The organism is Paramylibacter kogurei (assembly GCF_002742285.1).
GTDB lineage: Bacteria > Pseudomonadota > Alphaproteobacteria > Rhodobacterales > Rhodobacteraceae > Amylibacter > Amylibacter kogurei.
Window position 1 is genome coordinate 46,883 of record NZ_MDGM01000013.1, and the last position, 11,754, is coordinate 58,636.

12 protein-coding genes are annotated in these 11,754 nt (G+C 50.2%); 9 read left to right on the top strand and 3 right to left on the bottom strand.

Features of this window, described 5'->3' with window-relative positions; translation table 11 throughout:
• Positions 1 to 14 precede the first annotated feature (14 nt).
• The 9 genes from BFP76_RS12175 to BFP76_RS12215 all read left to right on the top strand — a co-directional run bounded on the left by BFP76_RS12175 (position 15) and on the right by BFP76_RS12215 (position 9,282).
• Positions 15 to 1,571, top strand: a complete 1,557-nt coding sequence (locus tag BFP76_RS12175; RefSeq protein ID WP_099594312.1) for an ABC transporter ATP-binding protein — start codon at positions 15 to 17, stop codon at positions 1,569 to 1,571.
• Positions 1,568 to 2,686 carry an ABC transporter permease gene (locus BFP76_RS12180; RefSeq protein WP_099594216.1) on the top strand — a complete coding sequence of 373 codons (1,119 nt, stop codon included), beginning with the start codon at positions 1,568 to 1,570 and terminating at the stop codon, positions 2,684 to 2,686. Before BFP76_RS12175 ends, BFP76_RS12180 begins: the two co-directional genes overlap by 4 nt.
• The gene (locus BFP76_RS12185; RefSeq protein WP_099594218.1) at positions 2,679 to 3,647 is read left to right on the top strand and encodes an ABC transporter permease; all 969 of its coding nucleotides are present in this window, start codon (positions 2,679 to 2,681) and stop codon (positions 3,645 to 3,647) included. Before BFP76_RS12180 ends, BFP76_RS12185 begins: the two co-directional genes overlap by 8 nt.
• A 9-nt stretch (positions 3,648 to 3,656) precedes the next feature.
• Positions 3,657 to 4,055 (top strand): cytidine deaminase, encoded by a 399-nt coding sequence (cdd, locus tag BFP76_RS12190; RefSeq protein WP_099594313.1) that lies wholly within the window; start codon positions 3,657 to 3,659, stop codon positions 4,053 to 4,055.
• A 163-nt stretch (positions 4,056 to 4,218) separates the two neighbouring features.
• The gene (locus BFP76_RS12195; RefSeq protein WP_099594219.1) at positions 4,219 to 5,403 is read left to right on the top strand and encodes an ABC transporter substrate-binding protein; all 1,185 of its coding nucleotides are present in this window, start codon (positions 4,219 to 4,221) and stop codon (positions 5,401 to 5,403) included.
• Between the two features lie 73 nt (positions 5,404 to 5,476).
• Positions 5,477 to 6,256, top strand: coding sequence for an ABC transporter ATP-binding protein (locus BFP76_RS12200; RefSeq protein WP_099594314.1), 780 nt, complete (start codon positions 5,477 to 5,479; stop codon positions 6,254 to 6,256).
• A complete protein-coding gene (locus BFP76_RS12205; RefSeq protein ID WP_099594221.1) occupies positions 6,253 to 6,957 on the top strand; it encodes an ABC transporter ATP-binding protein in 705 nt (234 codons plus the stop codon). The genes BFP76_RS12200 and BFP76_RS12205 overlap by 4 nt, the downstream gene beginning before the upstream one ends.
• A 4-nt stretch (positions 6,958 to 6,961) precedes the next feature.
• The gene (locus BFP76_RS12210) at positions 6,962 to 7,972 is read left to right on the top strand and encodes a branched-chain amino acid ABC transporter permease (protein WP_099594223.1); all 1,011 of its coding nucleotides are present in this window, start codon (positions 6,962 to 6,964) and stop codon (positions 7,970 to 7,972) included.
• Positions 7,969 to 9,282, top strand: coding sequence for a branched-chain amino acid ABC transporter permease (locus BFP76_RS12215; protein ID WP_099594224.1), 1,314 nt, complete (start codon positions 7,969 to 7,971; stop codon positions 9,280 to 9,282). Before BFP76_RS12210 ends, BFP76_RS12215 begins: the two co-directional genes overlap by 4 nt.
• Positions 9,283 to 9,570: 288 nt before the next feature.
• Here the strand turns inward: BFP76_RS12215 and phoB are convergent, their stop codons facing one another.
• The 3 genes from phoB to pstB are packed head-to-tail and all read right to left on the bottom strand — an operon-like array spanning position 9,571 to position 11,752.
• Complete coding sequence (gene phoB, locus BFP76_RS12220; protein ID WP_099594226.1) at positions 9,571 to 10,269, bottom strand: phosphate regulon transcriptional regulator PhoB; 699 nt, start codon at positions 10,267 to 10,269, stop codon at positions 9,571 to 9,573.
• 5 nt (positions 10,270 to 10,274) lie between these two features.
• On the bottom strand, positions 10,275 to 10,940 hold the full coding sequence (gene phoU / locus BFP76_RS12225; RefSeq protein WP_099594228.1) for a phosphate signaling complex protein PhoU: 666 nt from the start codon (positions 10,938 to 10,940) through the stop codon (positions 10,275 to 10,277).
• A gap of 11 nt (positions 10,941 to 10,951) precedes the next feature.
• Positions 10,952 to 11,752: a phosphate ABC transporter ATP-binding protein PstB gene (gene pstB / locus BFP76_RS12230; RefSeq protein ID WP_205661456.1), complete on the bottom strand. Its 801-nt coding sequence runs from the start codon at positions 11,750 to 11,752 to the stop codon at positions 10,952 to 10,954.
• Between the last annotated feature and the right edge of the window lie 2 nt (positions 11,753 to 11,754).

The window sequence follows — 11,754 nt, forward strand, 5'->3', positions numbered from 1 at the left end:
GCATGTCTGAAACAATGAATAAAACGAGCGGCGCAAATGCCGCTCGTTACGCGCTGGAATTGCAAGGGGTTTCAAAATCCTTTGGGCTTGTGCGTGCGAACCGCAATATTGATCTTAAAATTGAATCTGGCACGATCCACGGTATCATTGGTGAAAATGGTGCGGGGAAATCGACATTGATGAATATCCTCTTTGGGATGCATCGCGCGGATTCAGGCAAGATGTTCGCTAATGGCGAACAGGTGAATGTTCGCAACAGCGCAGATGCAATCGCACATGGCATTGGCATGGTGCACCAGCATTTCATGTTGGTGAACCGGTTTAGCGTTTTGGAAAACGTCATGCTCGGAAGCGAAGGCGGCAGCCTGCTCAAACAGGGCAAACAGGCCACAATTGCGCGGCTCAAAGAGCTGGGCGATACATATGGCATGGTGGTTGATCCCCATGCATTGATCAGCGATCTGAATGTTGGCATGCGCCAACGTGTTGAAATTTTAAAAGCGCTCAAGGGTGGTGCACGGATATTGATCCTTGATGAACCAACTGGCGTTTTAACCCCCCAAGAAACCGAACAATTGTTTGAAATTTTGCGGGTGTTGCGGGCCGATGGTGTGACAGTGTTGCTGATCACACATAAATTGGCCGAGATTATGGAAATCACCGACAATGTGTCGATCATGCGCGCGGGTAAAATGGTGGGGCATCGCGCCACCGCCGAAACATCCCCCCAAGAACTGGCCGAATTGATGGTGGGGCGCAAAGTGTTGTTGAATGTCGACAAAGACGCGCCACAAACAAATAACGTTTTGCTTGATGTGCAAGGGCTTGGCGCCATGTCATCACGCGGGCATCGCATTTTGGATGATGTGTCGTTTCAGGTAAAAGGCGGCGAAATTCTTGGCATTGCGGGTGTATCGGGCAATGGGCAAACACCGTTGATGGAAATTCTGACGGGGATGCGCATTCCTGATCGTGGGCATGTTGAAATTTTGGGCGAAACCATTTCCCATGATGCGCCCAAAACACCAAAACAATTGCGTGAAATTGGTGTCGGTCATATCCCCGAAGATCGCCATGTGCATGGCTTGGTGCTTGATTTCGAAGCACAGGAAAACATGATCCTTGGCTATCACGATGGGGCGTTATCGGGTGATGGGCGGTTGATGGATCGCGCAGGGATACGCGCGCATTGTGAAACGCAGATGGAAAAATACGATGTGCGCCCACGCGACCCGATGTTGCCAGCGGCGAATTTTTCGGGCGGTAATCAACAGAAAATCGTGATTGCGCGTGAAATGTATTCCAACCCCAAAGTGTTGATCGTTGGTCAACCCACGCGCGGCGTGGATGTGGGTGCGATTGAATTCATTCATAAACAACTGATCGCATTGCGCGATGCGGGCTGTGCCATCGTTGTGGTTTCCGTTGAACTGGACGAGGTCATGGGCCTGTCGGATCGGATCATGGTAATGAACGATGGCAAAAATATAGGCATTGTAGATGCGGATAAAACAGACACCAACATGCTCGGCCTGATGATGGCGGGTATCGAACAAGAGGCCGTGGCATGAACGTAACCCCGCCATTACCCAAATGGGCAGATTTGATATTGCTGCCGCTGATCAACCTGTTCGCCGCGTTTTTCGTGTGCGGGTTGATCGTTTTGGCCATCGGGGAAAACCCGTTTACGGCATTAAACGTGATGATCAAGGGCGCGTTTTTCTATCCTGAAAGCCTTGGATATACGCTTTATTACACCACCAATTTTATCTTTACGGGGTTGGCCGTGGCCACTGCGTTTCACGCTTTGATGTTTAACATCGGTGGCGAAGGGCAGGCGTATATTGGCGGACTTGGTGCCGCTGTTGTGGCACTGTTGTTTGGGCCAAATTTACCGATGCTGATCGTGTTGCCGTTGTGTATCCTATCGTCCGCCGCGTTTGGCGCACTGTGGGCATTGATCCCGGGTTATCTGCAAGCAAAACGCGGCAGCCATATCGTGATTACCACGATTATGTTCAACTTTTTGGCGTCATCTTTGATGGTGTGGTTATTGGCGGGGCCTTTGATGCAACAGGGGCAACAATCGCCCCAAACCGTATTATTTGCAGACGCCGCGCAATTGCCCCAAATGCGCGAGGTGTTAGGTTATTTCGGTTTTGAATTGGCTAATTCGCCGTGGAACCTGTCATTTTTTATCGCACTGATTGCGCTGGTGGTGTTTTACATTTTGATCTGGAAAACCCGCTTGGGTTATGAAATTCGCGCAGTTGGTAAAAACCAAGAAGCGGCGCGTTATGCGGGCATCAATGTGGCCAAGATCATCATCATTGCCATGGCGATTTCAGGCGCATTTGCTGGTCTGATGGCCACGAACGAGGTTTTGGGCGTGCATAATCGCGTGATCCTGAATTTCACCGCTGGCTATGGTTTCACGGGGATTGCTGTGGCGCTGATGGGGCGCAATCATCCCATCGGGATATTTTTGGCAAGCCTTCTGTTTGGTGCATTATACCAAGGGGGCGCAGAGCTTGATTTTGAATTCACCTCCATCACACGCGAAATGGTGGTGCTGATCCAAGGGATGATCATCCTGTTTTCAGGCGCGCTGGCCTATATGTTTAACCCAAGTTTGGCGCGGTTAATCGCGCGGATTTCTGCACCAAAGGAGGCAACTGATGGCTGATTTCATGTTACAGCTTTTGCTGACCTTTGATGCGACCTTGCGTTTGGCGACACCGCTGATCCTGTGTGCGATGGCGGGGATTTTTTCCGAACGCTCTGGCATTGTTGATATTTCGCTAGAAGGGAAATTATTATCAGGTGCCTTTGTGGCCGCCGCCGTAACAGCACTGACCGGTTCGCCTTGGATCGGATTGATGGCGGCGATTTGTGCGTCGGTTTTCATGTCTTTGATACACGGGTTTGCCTGTATCACCCATCGCGGCGATCAGGTGGTATCTGGCCTTGCGATCAATATTCTTGCATCTGGGTTAACCATTATCATCGGCATTGCACTGTTTAAAAAGGGCGGGCAAACACCAGCCCTATCCAGCGATGAACGCTTTCGTGGCATCGAATGGTTTGGCGTGAATCTGATGGATAATATCCCGATCATCGGCACGATCTATCGCCAATTGATCAGCGGGCATAGCTTGCTGGTTTATATGGCGCTGTTGGCGGTGCCACTTTGTGCATTTATCCTGTATCGAACACGTTATGGTTTGCGCCTGCGCGCAGTCGGTGAAAAACCAGAATCCGTGGATAGCGCGGGTGTTTCCGTTGCATGGCTGCGTTATCGCGCCTTGATCATCGGCGGGATATTTTGCGGCATCGCGGGTGCATATCTGTCAATTTCACATGGTGCGAATTTTGTGCGTGAAATGTCTGCGGGCAAAGGCTACATCGCCTTGGCCGCGGTGATTTTTGGCAACTGGCGCCCGATCAAGGCATTTTATGCCTGTCTGTTATTTGGCTTTTTGGATGCCGCAACATCGCGATTGCAAGGGGTTGATATTCCGCTGATCGGGGAAATCCCGATTCAGTTGATGCTGGCCATTCCATATATCGTGACCGTGCTGTTGCTGGCAGGTTTCATTGGCCGCCCAACACCCCCCGCCGCCATCGGTGTGCCATATGAAAAATAGGATTTCATGATGCAAAAACTGGATGATGACACCATTCAAACATTGATCGCGGCGGCGACGGATGTGATGAAAAACGCCCATGTTCCCTATTCCAATTTTCGCGTAGGTGCTGCGATGTTGATGGACAATGGCGACGTTATCACAGGGTGCAATATCGAAAACGCATCCTTTGGTGGCACGATCTGTGCCGAGCGTTCGGCGATTGCGGCGGCGGTATCATCGGGGCGGCGCGATATCCGCGCGATATGCGTAACAAACACCACAGATACCAGAATCACACCCTGTGGAATTTGCCGCCAAGTGATCTATGAATTTGGCCAAGAGATTCCCGTGATTTGTACAAACAATCAAGGTGATTACGACATTTTCACCATTGATGCATTATTGCCCAATGCATTTGTCCTGTAAGGACGGGTTTTAACAGGCTTTTTGACTTTTTTCGCAACGGAATCTGAAAAGGTTCTTTTGCTACATACGAATCCCTGTAAGGTCTGTGATCAGAAACCAGAATGAATCTGGAAAAACGGCTTGGGGTATATGGATATACCCCAATCATAACTGGGAGAAAAACATGAAACATATTTTGAAAACAACCGCGGCGGCATTGGCGCTGACGGCTGGTGTGGCATCTGCAGAAGATGTGAAATTGGGCGTATTCTTGGGCTTTACGGGTCCATTGGAATCGCTGGTTGCGAACATGGCACCCGGTGCGGAAACCGCGATTACAGAGGTATCTGAATCAGGTAAATTCATGGGTGGTTCAACCGTAACTGCGGTGCGTGCCGATACAACATGTATCGATTCAGCGGCGGCAACTGCTGCGGCGGAACGTTTGATCACATCTGACAAAGTATCAGGCATCGTTGGCGGTGACTGTTCTGGTGTAACAACCGCGGCGCTGACAAACGTGGCATTGCCAAACGGCATGGTGATGATTTCACCATCTGCAACATCACCAGCACTTTCAACAGTTGAAGATAACGGTCTGTTCTTTCGCACAGCACCATCCGATGCACGTCAAGGCGTTGTAATGTCTGACATCATCATGGATCGTGGTTTCAAAGAGGTCGCGCTGACATATACCAACAATGACTACGGCAAAGGTTTGGCCGATGCATTCCAAGCAGCATTCGAAGCGGCTGGTGGTAAAGTGACCATTTCAACCCCACACGAAGATGGCAAAGCGGACTATTCTGCCGAAGTGGGTGCATTGCAATCTGCGGGTGGCGAAATCTTGGTTGTTGCGGGTTATCTTGACCAAGGTGGTAAGGGCATCATCCAAGCATCATTGGACACAGATGCGTTTGACACATTCGTATTGCCAGACGGCATGGTTGGTGACGCATTGCCAGAAGCAATTGGCGATGATTTGAACGGTTCATTCGGCCAAGCACCAGGTTCCGACAGCGAAGGCGCTGGTAAACTGGTTGAATTGGCGGGCGATGCCTATAACGCGACATCACCGTTTTCCGCAGAAAGCTATGACGCGGCGGCCTTGATCATGTTGGCGATGCAAGCCGCAAATTCAACAGATCCAGCAGCCTACAAAGAAAAGGTCATGGATGTGGCCAACGCACCGGGTGAAAAAATCCTGCCAGGTGAATTGGGCAAAGCCTTGGATATTCTGGCCGCAGGCGGCGAGATTGATTACGTTGGTGCATCCAACGTTGAATTGATCGGTGCTGGCGAAAGCGCTGGTAACTATCGCGAAATCGAAATCAAAGACGCAGCATTGTCCACTGTTGGCTACCGCTAATCGTTTTTAAATCAATTCAAGGCGGCCTTTCTCACGATTGGCCGCCTTTACGTTATTGAAAGATCGCTTTTACATGATCAAAGTTGACAACCTTAGCAAACGCTTTGGCGGATTTTATGCCGTAAATGGCGCGACGCTAAATATTGCCACGGGTTCCATTACAGGGCTGATCGGCCCCAATGGCGCAGGCAAAACCACACTTTTTAACGTCATCGCAGGCGTGCACGCCCCCACGGGTGGCACCGTTATGCTTGATGGCGAGGATATCACCGGATTGCCGCCGCACACCTTGTTTCACAAGGGATTGTTGCGCACATTCCAAATTGCCCATGAATTTTCCACCATGACCGTGCGCGAAAACCTGATGATGGTGCCTGGCGATCAAGCAGGGGAGCGTCTGTGGGATGCATGGTTTAAACCAAACCTTGTGCGCGCCGAAGAATTGGAATTGCGCAAAAAGGCAGACGAAGTCATCGAATTTCTGGAAATCAGCCATGTCGCCGATGAATTGGCCGGCAATCTGTCTGGTGGTCAGAAAAAATTGTTGGAACTGGGGCGCACCATGATGGTGGACGCCAAGATCGTGTTTTTGGACGAGGTCGGCGCGGGCGTGAACCGCACATTGCTCAATACCATTGGCGATGCGATTTTACGTCTGAACCAAGAACGCGGTTACACGTTTTGCATGATTGAACATGATATGAATTTCATCGGGCGTTTGTGCGACCCAGTGATCTGTATGGCCGAAGGCGCCGTTCTAGCCGAAGGTACGATTGATGAAATCAAAGCAAATGAACATGTGATCGAGGCCTATTTGGGCACAGGTTTGAAAAATAAGGAGGCCAAAGCATGAGCTTTCTTATCGGTGAAAAAATGACGGGTGGATATGGTGGTGCAGATATTCTGCATGATTGTACCATTGCGGCGGATCAGGGCGAAATTGCCGTGATCGTTGGCCCCAACGGCGCGGGTAAATCCACCGCCATGAAGGCCGTGTTTGGGATGTTAAACATCCATTCGGGCCGCGTGATGTTGGATGGCGAGGATATTACCGCGCTCACCCCACAAGCGCGTGTGGCCAAAGGCATGGCATTTGTGCCCCAAACCAGCAATGTTTTCCCCACCATGAGCGTGGAAGAAAACCTTGAAATGGGCGCATTTTTGCGACGCGACAATATCCAAGAAACCATTGATCAGGTTTACGAGCTATTCCCGATTTTGGGCGATAAACGTCGCCAAAATGCGGGTGAATTATCGGGTGGGCAACGCCAACAGGTGGCCGTTGGGCGTGCATTGATGACCCAGCCAAAGGTTTTGATGCTTGATGAACCCACAGCTGGTGTTTCACCCATCGTGATGGATGAATTATTCGATCGTATTATCGAGGTTGCCCGCACAGGCATTTCCATTTTGATGGTCGAACAAAACGCACGCCAAGCCTTGGACATTGCCGACAAAGGTTACGTTCTGGTTCAGGGGCGCAATCGTTACACAGACACAGGTCAGGCGTTGATGAACAACCCTGATGTGCGCAAAAGCTTCTTGGGGGGTTAATCGCATGGAATTACTCAACGCATTAATCTTGATGGCGAATTTTGTGCTGGTTCCAGCACTCGCCTATGGGAGCCAATTGGCCTTGGGCGCGCTTGGCGTGACCTTGATTTATGGCATCTTACGCTTTTCAAATTTCGCCCATGGCGACACGATGGCCTTTGGTACCATGGCGGTGATTTTATTCACGTGGTGGTTCCAATCCATGGGCATCAATTTGGGGCCGTTGCCCACGGCATTGCTGGCCTTGCCATTTGGCATCGCAATTTGCGCAGGGTTCGTTTTGGCCACGGACAAATTGGTCTATAAATTCTATCGCCAACAACGCGCCGCACCTGTGATTTACGTGATCGCATCGGTGGGGGTTATGTTTGTGCTTAACGGTATCGTGCGTTTTATCATCGGCCCCGATGATCAGGCATTCGCAGATGGCGAACGTTTCATCGTTCGTGCGCGATCATTCAAAGAATGGACGGGTCTGGAAGAGGGTTTAACCATCAAGGTCAGCCAAGGCATCACCGTCATCACCGCCGTGTTGGTTGTGGCGGCATTGTTCTGGTTTTTGAACCGCACGCGCACGGGTAAATCCATGCGTGCATTTTCCGATAACGAAGATTTGGCGCTGTTGTCAGGGATCAATCCAGACAAGGTGGTGATGGTCACATGGATTATCGCAGCAGCACTCGCGACCATTGCGGGCACACTTTATGGTTTGGACAAAAGCTTTAAACCATTCACATATTTCCAACTCTTGCTGCCAATTTTTGCGGCGGCGATTGTTGGTGGGCTTGGCAATCCGCTGGGTGCGATTGCGGGGGGCTATGTGATTGCGTTTTCTGAAATCATGGTCACATATGCCTATAAAAAATTCATCGGATATATGGCGCCAGGCGATTGGTCGCCCGATAGTTTATTGCAATTGCTGGGCACGAATTACAAATTTTCGGTCAGCTTTGTGATCCTATTGTTGGTGTTGCTGTTACGACCAACAGGTCTGTTTAAGGGGAAATCGGTATGACCATGAATCGGAATTTTTTGTATTTCGCCATCATGGCGGTGCTGTTGGTGATCGTTGGGCAATTCCAAAGTTGGAACTTGTCCCTGTCGATTTTAAACCTGTGTTTGATTTCTGCGATTATGGCGCTGGGTGTAAATATCCAATGGGGCTATGCGGGATTGTTTAACGTGGGCATCATGGGCTTTGCCGCGCTTGGCGGTTTGGCCGCGGTGTTGATATCCATGCCACCTGTTCCTGCTGCTTGGGCTGCGGGGGGTGGTGGTGTTTTGCTTTCTGCTCTTGCAGGGGCGGCCACGATTATTGGCTGTATCGTTGCATATGCGAAATTGCCCAAAGGACGCGCGCGCAGCGCGATTATCGTTGCAATCGGTGTGATCGGGTTTTTCATCATGCGCGGCATTTTTGTACCCGCAACCGATGCAATCGAAAGCGTTGATGCCGCAAAAACAGGATACCTCGGCGGGCTGGGATTGCCCGTGATTTTGGCTTGGCCAATTGGGGGGCTGCTGGCGGGTGGTGTTGCATGGGTAATTGGTAAAATCACACTTGGATTGCGATCTGATTATCTGGCGATTGCAACATTGGGGATTTCAGAAATCATCGTTGCGATTATGAAAAACGAAGATTGGATGACGCGCGGTGTGAAAAACGTAAACGGTTTGCCCCGCCCTGTGCCTTTTGAAATTGACCTACAACAGGCCGAATGGTTTCAAAACCTATCGGCAAGTTTGGGCCAAGATGTCGTGATCTTTTCCAGCATTTTTGTCAAACTTTGCTATGCCGGTTTGTTCTTGGCTGTGTTGCTTGCGATTTTCTGGTTATCAGAACGAGCGTTGAAATCGCCGTGGGGGCGTATGATGCGCGCCATTCGCGATAACGAAGTATCGGCAAATGCTATGGGCAAAGACGTGACATGGCGCCATTTACAGGTGTTTGTTTTGGGCTCGATGGTGGTTGGGATTGCGGGTGCAATGCTGACCACGCTTGATGGTCAGTTGACGCCCGCGTCATATCAACCGCTGCGGTTTACATTCCTGATCTGGGTGATGGTGATTGTTGGCGGGTCTGGCAATAATATGGGCGCGGTGTTGGGCGGTTTTGTCGTCTGGTTTTTCTGGGTCGAGGCAGAACCGATTGGTATCTGGCTGATGGATACGCTGACCTCTGGCATGGCCGAGGATAGCGGCCTGCGTGCACATCTGTTGGATTCAGCCGCGCATATGCGTTTGATGACCATGGGTGTGATCCTGTTGCTGGTCTTACGGTTTAGCCCGCGTGGATTGCTGCCTGAAAAAACAGGGCATCATTAATCAGCGCACGCATCATTTGCAAAAACGAAAGACGTCTGGGGTAAAACATCCCAGACGTCATTTTTTGTGGTTCATGGTTTCAAACGCGGTCTGGCAACCGCAGCAAGTTTGAAACATCCGAAATCACCGGTGGAAACGGGGATATATCAAATCCCCGATGGATACGGTTAAAACCCGTTCTATGAGCCGCGCAGGCGGGCCCGCCCATTAATATCATATGTGTCCAACACATAAAAAACCCCGCAGATCACATGATCTGCGGGGCGATTTTCGTGCCATTTTTGCGCGTTAGGCAAATTTATCCAATGAATAACCAAACCCGCGCACCGTGCGGATGTAATCATCATTGCACGCAGCATTCAGTTGTTTGCGCAAACGCCCGATATGCACATCAACCGTGCGGGTTTCGACCTCCAGACTATTGGCCCAAACACGTTCCAATAATTGATCGCGTGAAAAGACGCGGCCGGGAGCCTCGAGCAATACGCGCAGCAATTTAAATTCCAGCGGGCCAAGATGCACGTTGTGATCTTCGACCGTAACACCATGACGGGTCAGATCCATCGACAGGTTTTCATAAGACAACACATCAACACCCTTGCCACCATCACGGCTGCGCAACCCTGCGCGAACACGGGCCAACAGTTCTTTGATGGAATAGGGTTTGACGATGTAGTCATCCGCACCCGTATCCAAACCGCGCACTTTGTCCTCTTCTTCGCCGCGCGCGGTTAACATGATAACAGGGATGGATTTGGTGGCCTTGTTGCGTTTGATTTGACGACACACTTCCAACCCAGATGCCTGTGGCAGCATCCAATCCAGCAAAATGATGTCGATTTCCGTTTCCTCAAGAATGAGCAAACCCTGTTCACCGGTTTCTGCCTTGAACACGTTATAACCCTCTACATCAAGGTTATAGCTCAGCAATTCCAGCTGTGAGGGTTCGTCCTCTACAATCAATACTTTGGGGCCATCAATCGACATGTTTTTTACTCTTCTACCAACTCGCCTGTGACCAAGTAATGTACTTGATCGGCGATGTTTTTCACCTGATCACCCGCACGTTCCATGTTTTTTGAAATGAACTGAAGATGTGTGCAGGCTTCGATATTGCGTGGGTTTTCCATCATATAGGTCAACAGCTCGCGAAACAATGCATCTGTGCGATCGTTGATATCCTGATCGGCATCATGGGCTTGTTTGGCCTTTACGATATCATGATTGACGTATGCGTCCATCACCAATTCCAGCGTGCCGATAATGCGCGTGGACATATCCGAAATGCGGCGCAAGACGGGTTTCATTGCTGAATAATCCTCAACCGCGCGCACACGATATGACATGGTTTTTGCATAGTCGCCCATGCGTTCCAGAGCAGTTGAAATTTTCAACGTGGTGATGGCGCTGCGCAAATCTTCGGCCATGGGTTGGCGCAATGCGATCAGACGGATCGCCTTGTCGTCGATTTTTTCTTCGAGCTTGTTAATGACGCTGTCGCCTTTGATCACCTTTTTCGCGAGCTTATCATCGCCCGTTTTCAATGCCTTGGCGGCCTGTTTCATTTGCGAAGAAACTTCGTCGGCCATTTGCACCAACAAGGTTTCGATTTCATTCAGGTCTTTGTCAAACCGTGTTACGATATGTGTATGATCCATTTGCCTGTTCCTTAGCCGATACGACCGGTGATGTAGTTTTGAGTACGTTCATCTTCTGGTGATGTGAACAATGTTTTGGTAGGGCCTGTTTCCACCAAGTTCCCCAGATGGAAAAATGCAGTGCGTTGCGACACACGCGCGGCCTGTTGCATGGAGTGGGTCACAATGACGATGGTGAATTTTTCGCGCAATTCATCAATCAATTCCTCGATTGTTGCCGTGGCGATTGGGTCCAGTGCGGAACAAGGTTCATCCATCAAGATCACCTCTGGGCGCACGGCAATCGCACGTGCAATGCACAAACGCTGTTGCTGACCACCAGATAAACCTGTGCCTGGTTCTTGCAAACGATCGGAAACCTCTTTCCAAAGACCTGCGCGTTGCAATGACCATTCAACGATATCATCCAATTCGGATTTTGAACTGGTCAACCCGTGAATACGTGGGCCATAGGCGATATTGTCATAGATGGATTTGGGGAATGGGTTTGGTTTTTGAAACACCATGCCCACATGTTGGCGCAGGGCCACAACATCCACCTCTGGTGCGTAAATATCTTGGCCTTCCAGTTGAATATCACCTTCAACACGACAAATATCCACCAGATCATTCATGCGGTTCAAACAACGCAAGAATGTTGATTTACCACAACCCGATGGCCCGATCAGGGATGTTACCTTGTTACGTGGAATATCAAGGTTGATTTTATCCAACGCCTGTTTCGCACCGTAATAAACATCAACGTTTTTCGCGGTGAAAATCGGGGTTTTGTTTGCGGCTGGTGTGTTTTGCACGGATGTGGCCTCTGGCATTT

Coding starts and splice junctions, on each gene's coding strand:
- BFP76_RS12200 (WP_099594314.1), top strand. CDS start 5,477: ATGATCAAAGTTGACAACCTTAGCAAACGCTTTGGCGGATTTTATGCC.
- BFP76_RS12185 (WP_099594218.1), top strand. CDS start 2,679: ATGGCTGATTTCATGTTACAGCTTTTGCTGACCTTTGATGCGACCTTG.
- BFP76_RS12205 (WP_099594221.1), top strand. CDS start 6,253: ATGAGCTTTCTTATCGGTGAAAAAATGACGGGTGGATATGGTGGTGCA.
- cdd (WP_099594313.1), top strand. CDS start 3,657: ATGCAAAAACTGGATGATGACACCATTCAAACATTGATCGCGGCGGCG.
- pstB (WP_205661456.1), bottom strand. CDS start 11,752: ATGCCAGAGGCCACATCCGTGCAAAACACACCAGCCGCAAACAAAACC.
- phoB (WP_099594226.1), bottom strand. CDS start 10,269: ATGTCGATTGATGGCCCCAAAGTATTGATTGTAGAGGACGAACCCTCA.
- BFP76_RS12175 (WP_099594312.1), top strand. CDS start 15: ATGAATAAAACGAGCGGCGCAAATGCCGCTCGTTACGCGCTGGAATTG.
- BFP76_RS12210 (WP_099594223.1), top strand. CDS start 6,962: ATGGAATTACTCAACGCATTAATCTTGATGGCGAATTTTGTGCTGGTT.
- BFP76_RS12195 (WP_099594219.1), top strand. CDS start 4,219: ATGAAACATATTTTGAAAACAACCGCGGCGGCATTGGCGCTGACGGCT.
- BFP76_RS12215 (WP_099594224.1), top strand. CDS start 7,969: ATGACCATGAATCGGAATTTTTTGTATTTCGCCATCATGGCGGTGCTG.
- phoU (WP_099594228.1), bottom strand. CDS start 10,940: ATGGATCATACACATATCGTAACACGGTTTGACAAAGACCTGAATGAA.
- BFP76_RS12180 (WP_099594216.1), top strand. CDS start 1,568: ATGAACGTAACCCCGCCATTACCCAAATGGGCAGATTTGATATTGCTG.